The 19234-nt window shown below is 63.0% G+C and carries 16 protein-coding genes; 15 read left to right on the top strand and 1 reads right to left on the bottom strand.

Annotation, left to right across the window (positions count from 1 at the left end):
* Positions 1–93 precede the first annotated feature (93 nt).
* From IVB27_RS06875 to IVB27_RS06860, 4 genes are read left to right on the top strand one after another with little or no spacing between them, the layout of a single operon-like run.
* A complete protein-coding gene (locus IVB27_RS06875) occupies positions 94–630 on the top strand; it encodes a DUF305 domain-containing protein (protein WP_247442343.1) in 537 nt (178 codons plus the stop codon).
* 9 nt (positions 631–639) lie between these two features.
* Positions 640–2109, top strand: coding sequence for a YncE family protein (locus IVB27_RS06870; RefSeq protein ID WP_247442341.1), 1470 nt, complete (start codon positions 640–642; stop codon positions 2107–2109).
* A gap of 40 nt (positions 2110–2149) precedes the next feature.
* Positions 2150–2668: a sigma-70 family RNA polymerase sigma factor gene (locus IVB27_RS06865; protein ID WP_247442339.1), complete on the top strand. Its 519-nt coding sequence runs from the start codon at positions 2150–2152 to the stop codon at positions 2666–2668.
* On the top strand, positions 2665–3438 hold the full coding sequence (locus tag IVB27_RS06860) for an anti-sigma factor family protein (RefSeq protein WP_247442338.1): 774 nt from the start codon (positions 2665–2667) through the stop codon (positions 3436–3438). Before IVB27_RS06865 ends, IVB27_RS06860 begins: the two co-directional genes overlap by 4 nt.
* Positions 3439–3492: 54 nt before the next feature.
* Here the strand turns inward: IVB27_RS06860 and IVB27_RS06855 are convergent, their stop codons facing one another.
* Positions 3493–3942: a cupin domain-containing protein gene (locus IVB27_RS06855; protein WP_247442336.1), complete on the bottom strand. Its 450-nt coding sequence runs from the start codon at positions 3940–3942 to the stop codon at positions 3493–3495.
* A gap of 326 nt (positions 3943–4268) precedes the next feature.
* On the opposite strand from IVB27_RS06855, the gene IVB27_RS06850 reads away from it, so the two are divergent.
* The 11 genes from IVB27_RS06850 (at position 4269) to IVB27_RS06800 (ending at position 18960) form a co-directional block, all read left to right on the top strand.
* Complete coding sequence (locus IVB27_RS06850; RefSeq protein WP_247442334.1) at positions 4269–7052, top strand: autotransporter outer membrane beta-barrel domain-containing protein; 2784 nt, start codon at positions 4269–4271, stop codon at positions 7050–7052.
* Positions 7053–7130: 78 nt separating this feature from the next.
* Entirely contained in the window at positions 7131–8156 is a 1026-nt protein-coding gene (locus IVB27_RS06845; protein WP_247341385.1) for an ABC transporter substrate-binding protein, read from the top strand.
* A gap of 29 nt (positions 8157–8185) precedes the next feature.
* Positions 8186–8890, top strand: a complete 705-nt coding sequence (locus IVB27_RS06840) for an NUDIX hydrolase (RefSeq protein ID WP_247341387.1) — start codon at positions 8186–8188, stop codon at positions 8888–8890.
* Positions 8891–8985: 95 nt separating this feature from the next.
* Positions 8986–10296 (top strand): ABC transporter substrate-binding protein, encoded by a 1311-nt coding sequence (locus tag IVB27_RS06835; RefSeq protein ID WP_247341389.1) that lies wholly within the window; start codon positions 8986–8988, stop codon positions 10294–10296.
* 31 nt (positions 10297–10327) lie between these two features.
* Positions 10328–11095 carry an ABC transporter ATP-binding protein gene (locus tag IVB27_RS06830; RefSeq protein WP_247341392.1) on the top strand — a complete coding sequence of 256 codons (768 nt, stop codon included), beginning with the start codon at positions 10328–10330 and terminating at the stop codon, positions 11093–11095.
* Positions 11096–11098: 3 nt separating this feature from the next.
* Positions 11099–11803 carry an ABC transporter ATP-binding protein gene (locus IVB27_RS06825; protein WP_247341394.1) on the top strand — a complete coding sequence of 235 codons (705 nt, stop codon included), beginning with the start codon at positions 11099–11101 and terminating at the stop codon, positions 11801–11803.
* A 13-nt stretch (positions 11804–11816) separates the two neighbouring features.
* Positions 11817–12698 (top strand): branched-chain amino acid ABC transporter permease, encoded by an 882-nt coding sequence (locus IVB27_RS06820; protein ID WP_247341396.1) that lies wholly within the window; start codon positions 11817–11819, stop codon positions 12696–12698.
* Entirely contained in the window at positions 12695–13714 is a 1020-nt protein-coding gene (locus IVB27_RS06815) for a branched-chain amino acid ABC transporter permease (protein WP_247341398.1), read from the top strand. Before IVB27_RS06820 ends, IVB27_RS06815 begins: the two co-directional genes overlap by 4 nt.
* A complete protein-coding gene (locus IVB27_RS06810; RefSeq protein WP_247341400.1) occupies positions 13674–14603 on the top strand; it encodes a polyphosphate kinase 2 family protein in 930 nt (309 codons plus the stop codon). Before IVB27_RS06815 ends, IVB27_RS06810 begins: the two co-directional genes overlap by 41 nt.
* Before the next feature lie 930 nt (positions 14604–15533).
* On the top strand, positions 15534–17858 hold the full coding sequence (locus IVB27_RS06805; RefSeq protein ID WP_247442907.1) for a mechanosensitive ion channel domain-containing protein: 2325 nt from the start codon (positions 15534–15536) through the stop codon (positions 17856–17858).
* A gap of 103 nt (positions 17859–17961) precedes the next feature.
* Complete coding sequence (locus tag IVB27_RS06800; RefSeq protein WP_247341403.1) at positions 17962–18960, top strand: tripartite tricarboxylate transporter substrate-binding protein; 999 nt, start codon at positions 17962–17964, stop codon at positions 18958–18960.
* Positions 18961–19234: the final 274 nt, after the last annotated feature.

Raw genomic sequence — 19234 nt, 5'->3', positions numbered from 1 at the left:
ATTGCCTGCTGACTTTTATGTGATGGGCTGGCCGGAATAGAACGCGCGCCCGCGCGTCATACCCCCATGCAACCACCCGCATGGGAGTTCAGGATGCCCCGGTCACAGTTTCTCCTCGTCGTTGCTGCGCTCGCAGGCAGATGCCGGAGGCCAAAGCCCGGTTTCGGTACGGCGCTCATTTGCGCGCGCATTCTCGTCACATTCGCGCTTCCTTCGCTGGTGCTCGCGCATGAATCTCATCCAGCCGTCCCACCGGCTGCGCTGAGTACGGAAGAGCGTGCGTTCCTGGAAGAGAACGAAGCCGCGATGACCAAGATGATGAACGATATGGCGGCCAAGCCGACCGGCGATGTCGATCGCGACTTCGCCGCGATGATGATTCCGCATCATCAGGGCGCGATCGACATGGCGATCATCGAATTGCGTTACGGCAAGAACGAGCAGCTGCGACGCATCGCGCAGGAAATCATCGTCGACCAGATGCAGGAGATCGCGGCGATGAAGCTGGCGATCGGCGAGCCGGCGACGGAGACGACGCCGGCTCCGACGCAGCCGTCGGCTGGCCCCGCTGCAAACGTTCATCAACATCCGGGCATGCAGATGGATATGTCCGCCGGAATGAAGAAGTAGGAGCCGCAGATGACGACGTCGCAAAGCAACATCATGAAGAGCATTTTTCTGGCAGCCACCATGCTTGCCACCGGTTCCGTCGCATGGGCTGGGCAGGCGCCGGGCGCACTGTCCGCGCCCGATATTCCGATCAGCCACCACGACCGCATCTACGCGGCGGAGCAGTTCTCGAATACGGTCTCGGTCACTGATCCCGTCGACAACAAGCTGCTTGGTGTGATCCGGCTGGGCGACCCGCAGCCCGGCAATTTCAGCCCACTGTACAAGGGCCAAGTCCTCGTGCACGGCATGGGCTTCTCGCCCGATCACAAGACGCTTGCCGTGGTGTCGATCGGCTCCAATTCGGTGACGTTCATCGACACCGCGACCAACGCGGTCAAGCACACGACCTATATCGGGCGGTCGCCGCACGAGGCGTTCTTTACGCCTGATGGCAAGGAGGTCTGGGTCACCATTCGCGGCGAAAACTATGTCTCCGTGATCGATGCGAAGAGTTTTGCGGAGAAAGCCCGCATCGCCACCCCGAACGGGCCGGGCATGCAGATATTCTCCCCCGACGGCAAATACGGCTACATCTGCTCGTCCTTCAACCCCGAGACCGATGTCGTCGCGGTCGCCGAGCACAAGATCATCGCCAGCGTGAAGCAGGAGAGCCCCTTCTGCCCGAACATCGCGGTGACGCCGGACGGAAATCAGGTGTGGTTCACGCTGAAGGACATCGGCCGGACCCAGGTGTTCAATGCCAAGCCGCCGTTCAACCCGATCAAGACGATCGACACCGGTCCGATTACAAATCACGTCAACTTCGCGCACACCGCCAAGGGGACCTTTGCTTACGTGACCATTGGCGGACTGAACGAGGTGAAAGTGTTCCGCACCGACGATTTCTCGCAGGTCGCAACGATCCCGGTCGGCAATCTGCCGCATGGCATCTGGCCCTCCGGCGACGGCACGCGCATCTATGTTGGGCTTGAGAATGCCGACGCCCTCGCGGCTATCGACACCGCGACCAACAGTGTGGTGGCGAATATCCCGATCGGCCAGGCGCCGCAGGCGATCGCTTATGTTCCGGGAGCGGCGCCCGACCCGGATGATCGTCAGAACTTGCAGGCCCTCGGCATTGCCGGCCAGGTCGCCCATCTGTCCCTCGCCTCCAGGGACAGTTCGAAGGACGGCAAGGCGCCGACCAGCGTCTCGCTGTTCGACCAGGGCCTGATTCAGATTTTGCAGGCCTCGGTGACGGGCCTTCAGCCCAAGCAGAAATATGTGCTTGCACTGGCGGAACGCAGCGACGGGAGCGGGCCGCTGCAACCGCTGGCGGCTTTCATGACCAATCCGGCCGGATCGGCCATCGTCAACGCGGCCGGCCCGATCCGGCAGATCGTCGACCCGTCCGCCGTGGCAGGAAAGCGATATCTGGTGATTGCTTCCGGAGACGCGGCCGGGCCCGGCGAAGCGGTCCAGATCGAGACGCAATGACCCGCCGTAGGGCGGCAACGAAGATCGGGCGGAGCGCCTCATGAAGGATATGCTGGTTCAGGTCGAGCCGCTGATCCCCGCGCTCCGTCGTTATGCGCGGGCGCTCGTACGCGATCGCGCGGCTGCCGACGATCTGGTTCAGGATTGCCTGGAGCGCGCCGTCAGCCGCTGGCATCAGCGGCGCGACGGCAGCGTGCGCGCGTGGCTGTTCACCATCCTCCACAATCTGGCGGTCACGCAGTTCCGTCAAGCAACAGCGCGGGGCAGGCATATGCTGATCGACGATGCAGGCGAGAGTGAGCTCGTCAGCGCTGCCGCGCAGGAGCACAGGGTGATCTATCAGGATGTCCTGAACAGGCTGGCGAAACTTCCGGAAGAGCAGCGGGCTGTATTGCTGCTTGTTGCCGTCGAGGATCTCTCCTACGCCGATGCTGCGGCGGTGCTGAATATCCCGGTCGGGACCGTGATGTCGCGCCTGTCGCGTGCGCGAGAAAGGCTACTTCAGGAGATGGACGGCATTGCACCGGGGAATGTCGTGGCATTGCGGAGCATGAAATGAGCCAGCGGCCGATCACGGAGGATGATCTCCACGCCCATGTGGACCAGGCGCTCGAGCCCGAGCGTCGCGCAGAGATCGCATCCTATCTGGACGATCACCCTGACATCGCGGGGCGCGTCGCCGCTTTCGCCGCCCAGCGCGAGCAGTTGCGCGGCGCGCTGGCGTCGATCGCCGATGAACCATTGCCGTCCGCGCTGAACCTGTCGCGCATCATTGAGCGCCGGAAGCGGCGTCCCTTGCGGGCGTGGGCGGCGATAGCGGCGCTGTTGCTCTTGAGCATTGGCGGTCTCGGCGGCTGGACCATGCGCAGCCTGTTGCAGGATGGTTCGAGCGGACTGTCTGCGTTGGCGCAGGAGGCGGCTTACTCCTACGGAGTCTACGCTCCGGATCGCGTACGGCCGGTCGAGATACGAGGGTCAGACAGTGCCGAGCTGACGCAATGGGTCTCCAATCGGCTGAGACAGCCGGTCAAGGTGCCGGACCTTGCTGTCTCCGGCTATCGGCTGATGGGAGGACGCCTCGTTGCGACCTCGCATGGTCCGGCCGCGATGTTTATGTACGACGACGATCACGGCGACCGTCTTGTCGTGCTGACACGTCCGATGAGCAATCCCAGGCAGGATACGCCGATGCTGCCGCAATCGACCGGCAATATTACGGGCTTCGCCTGGGCGGACAGGGGTATGGGCTATACGCTCGTCGCCCAGCTTCCAGCGGACACGCTCAAGCCGATCGCGAACGAGATCCGGAAGCAGGCGCGCCCGATCTAGCCCGGATTTCAAGAACGGGCCCGCGCATTGGCGCGAGCCCGGAAGCGCGATGGGTCAGTCCAGCAGCTTGGTGTCGTCGGGCGCCTGCGGCGGTGTCTTGATCGCGATCGCCTTGACCTGTCCGCTGATCGGCTTGGTGCCGCCATGCGGCGTCCCCTTCGGGATGATGACAAGGTCGCCCGGCTTCACCGTGACTTCCTTGTCGCCGAACCAGATCGTGCCGGTGCCCTCTAAAATGTACTGGATCTCGTTGGTGTTGGGATGCATGTGCTTGGGCACATTGCCGACCTGGATCGAGATGGTGGCGCCATCGGCGCTTGCGAACGTCTTGGAACGGTAGCCGACAGCGTTGGCATTCCCGAGTGCGTCGCCCTCCATCTCGGCGGTGTGAATGATCTGCAGGGCGATGTTCTCGGCGGCGAGCGCCGGCCGCATCAGGTGGGTTGCGCCGCACCCGGCGGCAAAGGCGGCGACGAGCGATAGCGTGATGGCCAGGCGATTCATGGGTAGTCCTCCCCGTGCTGATTATTATTCGAGCGATGGTATGCCGCCGGTACTTGCTTGACCAGCGGTCGGAAAGTCGCCGTCTCAAGGGCCGCATGCTGCTTTGCGGTGATCGGCCGATATGGTCGGCGTTCCCAGCGTTGCGCGTTTGCCACAGGGATTTGAAATAGGCGGCCATATTCGCGGGGCTGATCGACTTTAGTCGCCTGATTTGAATAACATGCCGCCAACGCTTGGATCGCCTCGGCGTTATTTTTGATGAGCGTTTGAGGAATATTTTGCGAATTTTCAGGTCTTGTCTGGGAATGCCTTTCGGTGGCTGCCGAATGTCGGGGGCTGTGTTCTTGGCGGCGATGTTGCCGCTGATGCTTTGGCCGATGGACGCTGCGAATGCGCAGTGCGTCGGTTTCCCGGTCCAGACCAATCAGACTTGCACCAATGGCGGGACGCTCGCTGATACCAGTATTCGGGGCATTGGCAATGTCGGCTTGCAGGATCTGGGGACGCTAAGTCTGACCAACACCGCGGCCGGCGTGATCTCCAGCAGCGGCTTCAGCAGTCTGGGCATCTTCGCCAATCAGGATTTGAACCTGACGAATTCAGGAAGTGTCGCTGCCGCGGGTGCTGCCAACAGCGCCGTTGCGGTGGGACGGGATGCCACCATTAGCAATTCCGGGATCATCCAGGCTGACGATGGTATGAGTAACGCTATTGTGGCTACGCGCGACGCCAACGTAATTAACTCCGGCACGATTTCGGCCAACGGTGCCCAAGGCACCGGTATTATCGCTAGTCGAAATGCCTATGTGATCAATTCCGGAAGCATCCTGACCGACGGCCCCGATGGCTTCGGTATTTTCGTCGATCTGCACACTGCCACCGTTATCAATTTCGGGGCCATCTCGGCCAATGGAAGCGGCGGCATCGGCATTGTCTCCGGCGAGACCGTCCTTGCGACCAATTCCGGCACCATCTCGGTGAACGGCGTCAGCGGCATCGGTATCAAGAGTTATCAAGACGCCAGTTTGACCAACTCCGGAATCATCTCGGCCGGGGACGGCGGTCGCGGTGTCCTTTCGATTCGAGATGCCACCGTAGCCAATACCGGCACGATCACTGCTTCCAGCACTGGCGTCGCCATTCACGCGCTGCGGAATGCCGCCGTGACCAATTCGGGGCTCATCAGAGCCAACGATACCGGCGGCACCGCCATTGCCGCCACCCAGATCGCCGACGTCAACAACTCAGGGCTCGTCCTGGGAAATCTGTTCGCCATCTCTGCAACGACCGCAAACGTGGTCAATTCCGGCACCATTTCGGTCGGCGGCTTCACCGCGCGCGCGATCCGCGCTTTTCAGGATGCCAACGTCATCAATTCCGGAGTCATTTCGGGCACGATCGCGGGCACGGTTGGAATTTCTGCGGGCCGAGACGCCAACGTGGTCAATTCCGGCACCATCTCGTCGTCGGGCGTCGGTACCGGCGTCGGTGCCGGTCGAGATGCAAATGTATTCAATTCCGGGTCCATTCTGGCTGACGGTCTGTCCGCTACAGCTATCATCGCCGTGCGAGATGCAAATGTGACGAATTCGGGCGTGATCGCTGCCAATGGACCCTCCGGCGTCGCGATCATCGGTCTTCAGAACGGCCATATCGTCAATTCCGGAATCATTTCGGCGAATGGTACGGGCGGCATTGCCATTTTAGTCGATCAGCACAATGCCACCGTGATCAATTCCGGCACCGTCTCGGCCGGCGGCTTCGGCATTCAGGCATTTGGCTCCAGCAATTTGACCAATTCCGGGATCCTCAGCGGGCGGCTCGCCGCGCTCCAGTTCGTGGGATTGTCCGACACGCTCACCGTGCAGCAGGGATCGCGCATCATCGGCGCCGTCAATCTTGGCGGCGGCGGCGACACCGTCAACATGCGGGCGGTCAACCAGAACCTCACCTTCGATACGCTGGCCGGCGCAACGGTGAACGGCACGGTGCCTTACGTGGTGTCGGGCAACCGGATCGCCTCGGTCGATCCGTCCTCGTTTGCAACGGCCGGCAGCGTGCTTGCCGACTTCTCGCGCAGCGTCTCTGCGATCGTGCCGGCATTCGACAGCGTGATGGCATCCGGTGGCGGCGTGTCCGCATTCGCTGCGCCCGATAGCGGCATGTCGGGCATCGCCGATGCCTTTGCCGGCATTCCCGGCCTTTCGGCCTATGCCTCGGACGAGGTTGCCTACAAGAGTCCGACCGCGGTTTATGCCGACGGCACCGCCGTGTGGGGCAGAGGGTTTGGCGGACGGCATGTGCAGGCTGCCGATGGCCTGCTGTCGCGCAACGTCACGACCTGGTATGGCGGTGCGATCGGCATCGACAAATCGCTGCGGCCGGATTTGCGGCTCGGCCTGTTCGTCGGCGCGGGCAGCACCCATAACCGCCTCGATCTGAACGGCGACGCCACTGACAGCAATCTCGCATTTGGCGGAGCCTACGCGCGCTACACGTCGGGCGCATCGTTCCTCAATGCGGCGCTGCAGGGCGGGGCCCTGCACAGTTCGACGTCTCGTCTGGTCAACAACAATCTCGTGGCTAATGGGTTGGAGACGGCGACCGCGGGTTACACCGGCTGGTACGTCAGTCCCGAACTGACATGGGGCCATCGCTTCGCGCTCGGAACGCTGCTCGATTCGCACTACGCGCTGACGCCGAACGTGCAGGTCCGTTACCTCTATGCCGGTTTCGACGGCTATACCGAGACCGGTACCACCGCGCCGCTGACGGCCGGCGGCCGCAATACGCAAAATATCGAGGAGCGGGCCGAGCTGAAGTTCATCCGAACCACGCAGATATCCCCGGCATCGCTGCTAACCATCCACCTGTCCGGCGGGGCGCTCGGTTTGCAGCGGGTCGGTGGCGATACCGTTAACGCCACCTTGCTCACGCAGCCGCTCGCCTTCACCGCACCGGGCGCGGGCAATGTCTGGGGTGGTTTCGGTGGCCTTGGCGTGGAATGGCAGTCGCGCAACGTGTCTCTTTTCGCTGCGGCCGAATATCTCGCGTGGAACAATTCGGGCTCGATCGTCAGCGGCCGGGGCGGCCTCCGGATCGGCTTTTAGTCTATCGTAGGCACGGCATCTTCTCAGGCGGCGCACGCTGCTCTATCGTGCGCCTCGAATTGAGACCGGGAGGAAACCATGAAGAAACTGTTTGGCCGGCTCGCCGGCGCGTTGCTCGCGCTGACGCTCACCACCGGTCTTGCCGCGGCGCAAAGCAAGATCACGATCGCCATCGGCGGCGGCTCCTGCCTGTGCTATCTGCCGACGGTGCTGGCCAAGCAGCTCGGCGAATACGACAAGGCGGGTCTCAGTGTCGAATTGGTGGACCTCAAGGGCGGCTCGGACGCGCTCAAGGCCGTGCTCGGCGGCAGCGCCGACGTGGTCTCCGGCTATTTCGACCATTGCGTCAACCTCGCCGCCAAGAAGCAGGAGCTCCAGGCTTTCGTGGTCTATGACCGCTATCCCGGCCTCGTGCTGGTGGTTTCGCCCTCGCACACCAACGAGATCAAGTCGATCAAGGATCTCGCCGGCAAGAAGGTCGGCGTCAGCGCGCCCGGCTCCTCCACGGACTTCTTCCTCAAATACATGCTCAAGAAGAATGGGGTCGATCCCGCCAGCGCTGCCGTGATCGGCGTCGGCCTCGGCGCCACCGCGGTCGCCGCGATGGAGCAGGGCCAGATCGACGCCGCCGTGATGCTCGATCCCTCCGTCACCGTGCTCCAGGGCAGTCACAAGGATCTTCGCATCCTCAGCGACACCCGCACCCAGAAGGACACGCTCGAGACGTTCGGTGGCGAATATCCGGGCGGTGCGCTGTACTCGACCGCGGCCTGGGTTGCCGGCCACGAAAAGGAGACGCAGGCGCTGACCAACGCGATCATGGGCACGCTCGCCTGGATCCACTCGCACTCGCCCGAGGAGATCATGGCGAAGATGCCGGAGGAGACGGTCGGAAAGAACAAGGACCTCTATCTCGCGGCGCTCAAGAACACGATTCCTATGTTCTCCGAGACCGGCAAGATGGATCCGAAGGGCGCTGACGCCGTGCTCGCGGTGTTCAGCGTTGGCTCGCCCGAGGTCGCTAACGCCAAGATCGACGTCAGCAAGACCTTCACCAACAAGTACGTCGAGCAGGCCAAGAAGACCACGGGGAGCGCCAAATAACTGACGCGAAGGTGTGGTCATCAGGCGTCATGACGTCACCAATCATTCATCGCGTCACCACCCTTGATCTCGCCGTGCGGCCGATCGTCTGGCCGTTCGCCGAGGTGCGGCGCGCCGAGATCGCCGCGCATTTCGCCGAGAAGCAGCGTGAGCGGCCGAAGATCTGGAACGGCCGTGTCCTGCTCGGGCGTGATCCCGTGTTTACGGATGGCCATTTCACCGCGACCTATTTCGAGACCGATTTCGCGAGCTTCCTCGCCTGGCGCGACTGGGGCATTCCCGACAAAGCCGTGTTCAACGGTTTCGGCATGGGCGCGCTGCGCACCTCCGACGGCGCCTTCGTGATGGGCGAGATGGCACAGCACACCGCCAACGGCGGGCGCATCTATTTCCCCTCGGGCACGCCCGACCTTGATGACGTCAGGGGCGACACGCTCGACATTTCCGGCAGCGTTGTCCGCGAACTCGAGGAAGAGACCGGCCTGACCGCGGCCGACTACCGTGCCGAGCCGGACTGGCATTGTGTCGTCTCCGGGCCCACGATTGCAATGATGCAAATTATCAACCTGGACATGCCGGGTGACGTGGCGCGTGCGCGGATCGAAGCCAATCTGGCGCGCGAGGCTGAGCCGGAGCTCTCGGCTATCCATCTCGTGCACGGGATGAGTGATCTCACGCCGTCCATGCCGCGATTTGTCACGGCCTTCGTCGAGCAGCAGTTCGCGTCGCGCTGAAGCGCGAGGCTTGACATCGCTGCGCTCAGCCCATGTGATGGGCAAAAAAGCAAAAGCAAAGAGAATGCAATGCACAATCGTTCAGGGAGGTTTTGATGCGCGTGCGCATGGCTGCCCGCTTGGTGCGTGGGCTGTTGGTCGCGATATCAGCGACGGGCTTGGCGGTCTCCGCCCAGGCTCAAGAGAAGAAGATCAAGATCGGCGTCGTTTTCGATTTGACCGGACCTCTCGCCGGCGGCGGCTCTGAGCTCGGCTATATCGGCGCAAAGATCATCCTCGACCACTTCGCCAGGACCGGCGTCGAGGGCTACAAGATCGAGGCGGTCTATGCCGACGCGCAGAGCAAGCCCGACATCGCCATCAACGAATCCGTCCGCCTGCTCGAGCAGGAGAAGGTCGACATGGTGCTCGGCTTCTTCTCGTCGGCGCAATGTGTGCCGGTGGCCGCGCGAGTCGAGCAGCTCAAGAAGTTCATGTGGATGACGACCTGCATCTCGTCGGCCGTGTTCAACGAGAAGGGCTACAAATACGTCTTCCGGCCGCAGGCGAGCGGCGACCAGTTTGGCATGATGACGATGGATTTCATCGCGCAGAACGCCAAGGCGAAGTTCGACAAGGAGCCGAAGGATCTGCGCGTCGCCATCATCCACGAGGACGGCGCCTATGGTGTCGACGTGTCCAAGGGCAACGAGGCCGGCGCGAAGAAGGCTGGCTTCAACGTCGTGATGAAGGAGGGCTATTCGGCCACCGCGCCTGACCTCTCCGCGCTGGTGACCAAGTTGAAGCGCGCCAAGCCCGACGTCATTTTCCACACCGGCTACAATCCGGACATTACGCTGCTGTTGCGCCAGGCCCGCGAGCAGGGCCTGAAGTTCGGTGCGCTGATGGGGCACGGTGCGGGTTACGGCGTCTATGAGAAGCTGAAGGAAGGCATGGGCGCCGATGCCACCTACATCTTCAACACCGACCCGATCTCGATCTGGCTTGCCAACCAGAAGACCATGGATCCGAAGCTCCCTGCGGTGATCAAGATGGTCGGCGAGGAGTTCGACAAGATCCGGCCCGGCGTCGCCATCCGCTCGGCCCATGTCGGCATCGGCGCGTCCAACACCTATGTGTTCATGAATGACGTCCTGCCGCGCGCGATCAAGAAATACGGTGGTGTCGATCCCGATGCGCTGCGCAAAGCGGCGCTCGACACCGACATCCCCGAGGGCGGCACCATGCTCGGCTTCGGCGTCAAGTTCTACGGCGAGGGCACGCCGATGGCCGGGCAGAACGAGCGCTCATTCCCGGTCGTGATCCAGTACATCGACGATAAATCCTCGGTGGTGTGGCCCAAGAGCCAGGCGCAGCGCGAGGCCGTGCTGCCGCTTCCGAAGGGCACCACCTACAGCAACCAGTAGCGCAAATACGCGTAGCAAGGAGGGCGGAGCGGTGCTGGAAGTCAGCGGGCTGGTGAAGCGGTTTGGTGGCTTCACCGCCGTCAACAACGTGTCGTTCAAAGTCGATCAGGGCGAGATCCTCGGCCTGATCGGCCCCAACGGCTCGGGCAAGAGCACGATCTTCAACATGCTCTCAGGCACGCTGGCGCCGACATCCGGTTCGATCCTGTTCGGCGGCTCCGAGATCGCGGGCCTCGCACCGCACCGGATCATCAACAGTGGTATCGGCCGCACCTTCCAGATCCCGCGGCCGTTCCGCCGCTTGACGATGTTCGAGAACGTCGCGCTCGCCGGATTCTACGGCCAGGGCCGCCACAGCCGTGCCAGGGCCGAGGAGGCGGCCGAGCGATCGCTGGCCATGGTCGGCCTGCCGACCGATCGCCACGCCAGCGTCGATGGCCTCGGCGCAGCCGGCCTGAAAAAGCTCGAACTGGCGAAAGCACTCGCGACTGGGCCAAAACTGCTGCTCGCCGACGAGAGCCTCGGCGGGCTCGACGAAGCCGAGATGGGCCAGGCCGCCGACATGCTGCGCAACATCCGCGACGAGCTCGGCATCACCATCATCTGGGTCGAGCACATCATGGGCGTTCTGATGCGCGTCGTCGATCGCGTGATGGTGCTCGACCACGGCGAAAAGATCTCGGAAGGTTTGCCGAGCGCGGTTGCCGGCGATCCGCGCGTCATCGAGGTCTATCTCGGCACCGATGCCGAGACCACGCAGGCCGCGGCCGCCGAAGCGCGCCGCCGCGCGGGAGGATAGTCGATGCTGGAGCTCCGCGCCGTCAATGCCGGTTACGGCACCTTCCAGGCGCTGTTCGACGTCAATCTCGACGTGAAGGCCGGCGAGGCGGTCGGCGTCATCGGGCCGAACGGCGCCGGCAAGACCACCTTGATGCGCGTCATTTCCGGCCTGATCCGTCCCGCGCGTGGGTCGATCGCGATGGAGGGCATCGACGTCGTGGCGACGCCGTCGCACAAGATCGTCAGTCTCGGGATCGCGCATGTGCCGGAGAACCGGCGGCTGTTTCCGCAGCTCTCGGTCGACGACAATCTCAAGATGGGCGCCTTCATGAAGGAGGCGCGCGGCCATTATGCCGAGCGGCTGGACGTCGTGTTCGATCTGTTTCCGCGCCTGAAGGAGCGCCGCCACCAGATGGCCGGCACCATGTCCGGCGGCGAGCAGCAAATGTGCGCGATCGGACGCGCGTTGATGTCGAATCCAAAGCTGCTGCTGCTCGACGAGCCGTCGGCGGGGCTGGCGCCAGTGGTGGTGCAGCAGGTGTTCGAGCTGGTGAAGCGGATCCGAGCAAGCGGGCTGACCGTGCTGATCGTCGAGCAGAATGTGCAGCAGGTGCTGAAAGTGGTCGATCGTGCCTATCTGATCGAGGCGGGCACGATCAGGTCCTCAGGCACCTCGGCCGAGATGCTGGCGAGCGACACGGTCAAGGAAGCGTATCTCGGGGTGTGAGGTTCATGCGGGCATGCAAGCATTTTTGGACATTTTCGACATCTACCTGCTGGAGGCCGTGATCAACGGTATCCTGCTCGGCGGCGTGCTGGCGCTGCTCGCGCTCGGGCTCAACCTGATCTTCGGCGTCATCGACGTGACCTGGATCTGCTACGCCGAACTGGTGATGATCGGCATGTACGCCATGTATTTCATGGTGCAGCATTACGGCATCAGCTATTTCGTCGCCGCGCCGCTTACCATCCTGCTGGTCGCGGTGCTCGGCGCGGCGCTGCATTACCTCGTGATCGCGCCGCTGCTCACAGCGCCTCCGATCAATCAATTGCTCGCGACCGGCGGGGTGCTGTTCGTGCTCCAGAGCTTTGCGACCGTCGCCTTCGGCATCGACTTTCGCAACCTCGGCATCCGCCTGCCGGTGCTCGCCTTCGGCGAAATGCATTTTAGCTATGCGCGGCTGCTGTCCTTTCTGGCGGCGCTGGTCGGCATGGTCGTGGTCTATCTGTTCATGACGCGGACCTTCACCGGCACCGCGATCCGGGCGATCTCGCAGGACCGGCAGATCATGGCGCTGATGGGCGTCGACACCAAGCGGATCTATCTCATTACCTCGGCACTCGGCGGCGCTCTGGCCGGGCTCGCCGCCTGCCTGCTGGTTCTGCAATATGACGTGCATCCCTTCGTCGGTCTGTCGTTCGGACCGATCACCTTCCTGATCTGCGTGCTCGGCGGCCTCGGCAATTTCATCGGCGGCTTCATCGCCGCCTTCGTGTTCGCCGAGATCATCTCGCTTGGCGGCCTGTTCTCCGATCTCGAATGGGGCTATGTGCTCGCCTTCGCCTTCTTCATCGTCATGATGTTCATCCGCCCCGCGGGCCTGCTGGCGAGGCGCCGATGATGGGGCGGGGGCGGCTTGCAGCCTGGGCGATAGGATTAGCGGCGCTGGTCGCGCTGCCCTTCGTCTATCGCGATCCCTATCATCTGCACATCCTGGTGCTGATCCTGATCTGGTCGTTCGCCTATACGTCCTGGTCGATGATGGGGCGGTTCGGCCTCGTCTCGCTCGGCCATGGCGGTTTCATGGGTATCGGCGCCTATGTCACCGCACTGCTCTGGAATCATCTGGGATGGTCACCCTGGATCGGCATCCCCATCGGCATGGTCGCGGCCGGCGTGCTGGCGCTGATCGTCGGCTATCCCTGTTTCCGCTTCCGCATCACCGGGCACTATTTCGTGCTGGTGACGCTCGCGCTCTCCGGGATCGTGCTCCAGGTCATCACGGCGACGCGCGACTATACCGGCGGCTCGCTCGGCTACACGCCGAACCGGGCCCCGGGCAACAAGCTCCTGGCGCTGCAATTCGACGACAAGATCACCTGGTACCTGATCGCGCTCGGGGTCTGGCTGTTCGGCATCGTGGTCTGGCACTGGGTTGACCGCAGCATGGCCCGCTATGCGCTTGAGGCGATCTCGGAAGACGAGGACGCTGCGGCCGCCGCTGGCGTCGACGTCACGGCGGAGAAGCTGAAGATCACGCTGCTCAGCGCGGTGATGACGGCGCTCGCCGGCGCGATCTATTGCCAGTACCAGATGTTCATCACGCCCGACACCGTCAGCGGCATCGCGGTGTCGCTCCAGATGGTGTTCGCCGCCATCGTCGGCGGCCTGTTCGTCTCGCTCGGCCCGACCTTCGGCGCCGTCATCACGATCCTGCTGGCCGAGACCTTGCGCATTGGTTTCGGCACCAAGGCGGTCGGCTGGGACAATCTCGTCTACGGCGTGTTGCTCGTGCTTTTCATCATATTCCTTCCCAAGGGTATCCTTGGTAGCTTGCTCGATCGATTGAAGCCGCAACGCAAGGTGCCCCGCGCTCATGAGCAAGAAGCCGTCCAAATCGCTCGCCCAGGAACTTGACCGCTACATCACGCCGTTCCGCTACGATGGATCGGGCAAGTTTCATCTCAAGGACCACAAGACCGACGCGAAGGGCGACCTCGACAAGGAGAAGGCGCAGGAGCTTCTCGACGCCAACAAGAAGCGGCTGATCGCGTTTCAGGAGAAGCTCTACGCCCAGGACCGCTGGTCGGTGCTAATCGTGTTCCAGGCGATGGACGCCGGCGGCAAGGATTCTGCGATCAAGGCGATCTTCGAGGGCATCAATCCGCAGGGCTGCGAAGTCAGTGCGTTCAAGGCGCCGAGCAGCAAGGAGCTCGACCACGACTTCCTCTGGCGTCACGTGATCGCGCTGCCGGAACGCGGCCATATCGGCATCTTCAACCGCTCTCATTACGAGGAATGTCTGGTGACGCGCGTGCATCCGGAGATCCTTGCCAAAGAGAAGCTGCCGCAAAAGCTCGTCACCAAGAACATCTGGAAAGAGCGGTTTGAGGACATCTCCGCCTTCGAGCGCTATCTCTCGCGTAACGGCACCGTGGTGCTGAAATTCTTCCTCAACCTGTCCAAGGACGAGCAGCGCGAGCGCTTCCTCGACCGGCTGGAGGATCCGTCCAAGCAGTGGAAGTTCTCCATGGACGACATCAAGGAACGTGCGCTGTGGCCGCGCTACCAGGCGGTCTATCAGGACATCGTGCGCCACACGGCAACGCCGCATGCGCCGTGGTATGTCGTGCCGGCCGATCACAAATGGTTCGCCCGCGTCGTGATCGGGTCGGCCATCGTCGCAGCGCTCGAAAAGCTCGATTTGCGCTTTCCGCGCGCCGACAAGGCGTCGCGGGAGGAATTCGGCGAGGTGCGCAACGCGCTGGAGAAAGAGGGCAAGGGAAGCAAGGGGCGAGCGAAGTGACAGTCGATTGGCGCGAAGCCCGCCCACTCGTGGTCACGGACAAAAAACGCGAAAACAACCCCATGCACAGTAGCCGAGGATAGCGAAATCAATGGCTTGACGGACACTATAAACGGCTGCGGATTTTACGAAGCCGTTTGACTCGTCGGGCAAAACAGGAGCAGGATGTCACCATCGGCCCCGTCGTCCCCTCAATACCCGCGGCCCCACCAGTAGCAGAGGCGCTCGACATTGGTGGGAAGGACGGCCTCGTAATTTGCCCACTGCCGAAGGGAATTTATTCCGCGGTCCGCTGCGGCTTATCTGTCGCAGTGAGATGGAACGCGTCCTGAAATGTGATACCTCAGGCGGTCGATCCCGCTTGACAGTTTTGTGTCACGGGTGGAGCATCGCAATGGTCGCAAACAAGCGACGCGCAATGTCCACATCAAGAGCAAGGGGAGGTCTATGACACCACCTCCGCAGACCCAGCCGCGTTAATTGCGATGGAGCTCGTTCGGACTATCGCATAGCGGCAGAATCCGCGAACGGCACGCCGGGTCAAGGTTTAGTGGGCTGCATCAGTAAGGCAAAGCCCCTACCTGCCCGGCGCTGTATTGCGCATCACATCGATCATGTCGGATGGCCCTGACGGGGCCGCCGCGACAGGCGTTTTTGACATCCTGCCTCTCTCCTCCTCATCGCCGTCATTCCGGGCCGACTCCCGGAATGACGGGAGAGGTTGCGCGTACTGCGTCTAATACGCGCCCGGTGTCTCCGAGACCGCGGTTCCCGTTTCCTGCGTTGCGGCAAATGCCAAGAGAATGTCGCCGCATCGGCAAATTTCCGACACAGGACCGGGGCGAATAACGCCTTCCGACATGACGCATGCGCTTCGGTGATGACGATTCCGATTCCGCCGGCGCTTTTGTTTTTTTCCAGGGAATCCTCGTGTCGCAAAAGCTTGCCCCGGCGCTCTTCGCCGTTCTCTTCCTCGCGATCTCGTCTTTCACCAGCGCTCGCGCAGAGCCGCCGGCCGCCAACAGTGCTGCTGCAGTGTCGCCGGAGGAGGCCAAGCGCGCGCTGGAGACGCTGCAGGACGACAAGAAGCGCGCGCAGATGATCGATACGTTGCGCGCGATCGCGAATGCGCCCGGTCAGCAGCAACCCGCGCCCGAGCAGAAATCGCCGATCCCGCTCGCGGCCGACGGCCTCGGTGCGCAGCTCATGCTCACCGTGTCTCAGGAGATCGGCGAAATTTCGCGAGACGTCGCCGATATGGCCAGGACGCTCACGCACTTCCCGGCGTTCTACTACTGGATCGTGCGGACCGCGAACGATCCTGCGGCCTATAATCTCCTGATCGAGATCGGTTGGAAGCTAGCGCTGGTGTTCGGCTGCGCCTATTGCGCCGAATGGGTGATGTTCCGTCTGATCCGGCGCCCCGTCGCGTTCCTGGAAGTGCGCATGCCGCAAGCGGCGCGTCTGCCGGTGCAGGTGTTGCCGATTGCCGATCCGCCGTCATCCGTGGCCGATGTCACCCCCGCGCCCGAATTGCACAGGCGCCGCCACAGCCTGGCGCGGGCCTGGCAGGTCATGCTGCGGCTGCCCCTCGTGCTGGGACGCTTCCTGCTCGAGCTGCTTCCGGTGTTGGTCTTTGTCGGCGCCGCCACGGCGCTGCTCGGCACAGAGATCGGCGAGCCCACCACCGTCCGCCTCGTGATCCTCGCGGTCGTCAATGCTTATGCGTTCTCGCGCGCGCTCATCTGTGCGGTCCGTGCGCTGGCGGGACCGTTCGGCTTGTTTCCGGTCAGGGCCGAAACCGCGGCCTATATCGAGATCTGGGCGCGTCGTATCGTCGGTGTCGGCGTCTCCGGCATCGCCTTTGCCAACGTGGCGCTGCTGCTCGGCCTGCATCGTGCCGGCTATGCCGCGCTCCTGCGCATGGTGATGCTGGTCGTGCATCTCTTCGTCGTCGTCATCATCCTGCAAAGCCGCCGCCAGGTCGCCGAAGCCATCCGCGCGCCGGCCGACCGGCAGGGGATCGCGGCGCGACTGCGCAACCGCATTGCGGGCGGCTGGCACTATCTTGCCATCGCACTCGATCTTGCGCTGTGGGCTGTGTGGGCGCTGAACATCCGCAACGGCTATTCGCTGCTGCTGCAATACTTCGTCGGCACCATCGCGGTGGTGCTGATCACGCGTGTTGCCATCATGCTGACGCTGGGCTTGATCGACCGCGGCTTCCGCATCAAGCCGGAGATCCTCCAGCGCTTTCCGGGTCTCGAGATCCGCGCCAACCGCTATCTGCCGCTGCTGCGCAAGATCGTATCCAGCGTGATCGCCTTCATCGGCCTGGTGGCCGTGCTCGAAGTCTGGGGCGTCGATGCCATCGTCTGGTTCTATGGTGGCCAGATCGGCAGCCGGCTGATCTCGGCGGTGATGACGATCGGCGTTGCCGTACTCATCGCGGCGGCGATCTGGGAAGCCAGCAACGCGCTGCTGGACCGCCAGATCAATACGCTGTCGCGCGACGGGCACTATGCCCGCGCCGCGCGGCTGCGGACCTTTCAGCCGATGCTGCGGACAGCCTTGCTCTGCGTGATCGCCTCCGTCGTCGGCCTCACGGCGCTCAGCGAGATCGGCGTCAACGTCGCGCCGCTGCTGGCGGGCGCCGGCATCGTCGGCATCGCCATCGGTTTCGGTTCGCAAAAGCTGGTGCAGGATCTGATCACCGGTCTATTCCTGCTGCTGGAGAACACCGTCCAGGTCGGCGACAGCGTCAGCGTGTCGGGACTATCAGGCGTGGTCGAGAACGTCTCGATCCGGACTATCAGGCTCCGTGCCGGCGACGGTGCCGTGCACATCGTGCCGTTCAGCGCGGTGACGACCATCACCAATGCCAGCCGCGGCGCCGGCAATGCGTCCGTCAGCGTCAACGTCGCCTACAAGGAAGACACCGACCGCGCCGGTCAGATCCTCAAGGATATCGTCGACGAGATGCGCCGCGAGGTGGAATTCCGCGCGTTGATCCGCGGCGATCTCGATCTCTGGGGCGTCGACAAGGTCGACGGCGCCATGGTGTCGATCGTCGGCCAGATCCGCTGCACAGAGGCCGGACGCTGGCCGGTGCAGCGCGAATTCAACCGCCGCATGAAACAGCGTTTCCAACAGAACGGCATCGAGGTCGCATCCCCCACCCAGACCATCTTGATGCACGTCGCGCCTCCGGCTGATAGCGCCGCCAATTTGACGCCAAGGCGGGCGGCCGTATAGTCGCTCCGCTAAATTTCCGACTTGCCTCGGCCCGTCCGGCAGCGTTCACTCCGGCCCCAGCCCGTTGACAACATGCGGGCGGCAAAAAGGGTGGGAGAGACTGATGCGGGGGCTGTGGGTCGGATTGCGCGGCCATGCGATGGTTGTGGGCGCGCTGATTGGATGTACGACGGGGATCGCACCTGCGAGCGCGCAGCCGTTTCCGTCGCGTCCCATCACCCTCGTGGTGCCGTTCGCTGCGGGCGGTCCGACCGACACGCTGGCGCGCATCCTGTCCGAACGCATCGCCGCCGAACTGCACACGACGGTCGTGGTCGAAAACGTGGCCGGCGCCTCCGGCAGCATCGCCGGCGCCCGCGTTGCGCGCGCAACGCCTGACGGCACCACGATCACGATCGGTCATTGGGGCACGCATGTGCTCAACGGCGCGATCTTCAAGCTGCCCTACGACGTGATCGCCGATTTCGAACCGGTCGCAACGATTGCGATGGGCACGCAGCTGATCGTCGGCCGGAAGTCGCTCGAGGCCAACAATCTGAAAGAGATGATCGCCTGGCTGAAGGCCAACCCCGGCAAGGCGACTGCCGGCACAGCCGGCGCCGGCACGGGCGCCCATGTCGCCGGTGTCTTCTTCAAGGGAAGGACCGGCACCGATTTTCAGTTCGTGCCTTATCGCGGCGCAGGGCCTGCCATGATCGACCTCGTGGCCGGGCAGATCGACATCATGTTCGATCAGGCCTCTAATTCTCTGCCGCAATACAAGAACAATGCGATCAAGGCGTTCGCGGTGACGTCGCCGACACGGCTCGCGTCTGCGCCCGACATTCCGACCGTCGACGAGGCGGGCCTACCCGGCCTCTACATTTCCTACTGGCACGGCATCTGGGCGCCGAAGAGCACGCCGAAGGAGATCGTCACAAAGCTCAACGCGGCCATCGTGACCGTGCTTGCCGATCCCTCCGTCAAGCAGCGTTTTGGCGAACTGGGGCAGGAGATTCCGCCAGCGGATCAGCAAACGCCCGCGGCGCTCGGAGCCTTCCAGAAGGCCGAGACCGAGAAATGGTGGCCGATCGTGAAGGCCGCCGATATCAAGGCGGAATAATACCAATTCCTCATCCTGAGGAGCCCGCGGAGCGGGCGTCTCGAAGGATGCGCCGCGGGAGAGAGCAGGGCCTGCATGGTTCGAGACGCGCGAAGACGCGCTCCTCACCATGAGGAGCGGGAGTCTTGCGGCGTTAATCTTTTCTCGCGCGCAACTGCCGGTCTTCACGAAAATCTCGCTGCGGTGCGAGATCACAATCAATGCCTGAGTTTCTACGTCCTTGATATCAGGTGAGGGGTGGCCGACAATGATTGCGGCTCAACAAGAAACTCCC

The sequence above is a fragment of the Bradyrhizobium sp. 197 genome (genome assembly GCF_023073375.1).
In the GTDB taxonomy this organism is placed as follows: Bacteria; Pseudomonadota; Alphaproteobacteria; order Rhizobiales; family Xanthobacteraceae; genus Bradyrhizobium.
The sequence above is the reverse complement of the archived record's forward strand: the minus strand, read 5'-3'. Positions and strand labels throughout refer to the sequence as shown.

Bases quoted from the DNA above. Each gene is read 5' to 3' on its own strand.
- IVB27_RS06875 (WP_247442343.1), top strand. From the start codon at position 94: ATGCCCCGGTCACAGTTTCTCCTCGTCGTTGCTGCGCTCGCAGGCAGA.
- IVB27_RS06870 (WP_247442341.1), top strand. From the start codon at position 640: ATGACGACGTCGCAAAGCAACATCATGAAGAGCATTTTTCTGGCAGCC.
- IVB27_RS06865 (WP_247442339.1), top strand. From the start codon at position 2,150: ATGAAGGATATGCTGGTTCAGGTCGAGCCGCTGATCCCCGCGCTCCGT.
- IVB27_RS06860 (WP_247442338.1), top strand. From the start codon at position 2,665: ATGAGCCAGCGGCCGATCACGGAGGATGATCTCCACGCCCATGTGGAC.
- IVB27_RS06855 (WP_247442336.1), bottom strand. From the start codon at position 3,942: ATGAATCGCCTGGCCATCACGCTATCGCTCGTCGCCGCCTTTGCCGCC.
- IVB27_RS06850 (WP_247442334.1), top strand. From the start codon at position 4,269: ATGTCGGGGGCTGTGTTCTTGGCGGCGATGTTGCCGCTGATGCTTTGG.
- IVB27_RS06845 (WP_247341385.1), top strand. From the start codon at position 7,131: ATGAAGAAACTGTTTGGCCGGCTCGCCGGCGCGTTGCTCGCGCTGACG.
- IVB27_RS06840 (WP_247341387.1), top strand. From the start codon at position 8,186: ATGACGTCACCAATCATTCATCGCGTCACCACCCTTGATCTCGCCGTG.
- IVB27_RS06835 (WP_247341389.1), top strand. From the start codon at position 8,986: ATGCGCGTGCGCATGGCTGCCCGCTTGGTGCGTGGGCTGTTGGTCGCG.
- IVB27_RS06825 (WP_247341394.1), top strand. From the start codon at position 11,099: ATGCTGGAGCTCCGCGCCGTCAATGCCGGTTACGGCACCTTCCAGGCG.
- IVB27_RS06820 (WP_247341396.1), top strand. From the start codon at position 11,817: ATGCAAGCATTTTTGGACATTTTCGACATCTACCTGCTGGAGGCCGTG.
- IVB27_RS06815 (WP_247341398.1), top strand. From the start codon at position 12,695: ATGATGGGGCGGGGGCGGCTTGCAGCCTGGGCGATAGGATTAGCGGCG.
- IVB27_RS06810 (WP_247341400.1), top strand. From the start codon at position 13,674: ATGAGCAAGAAGCCGTCCAAATCGCTCGCCCAGGAACTTGACCGCTAC.
- IVB27_RS06800 (WP_247341403.1), top strand. From the start codon at position 17,962: ATGCGGGGGCTGTGGGTCGGATTGCGCGGCCATGCGATGGTTGTGGGC.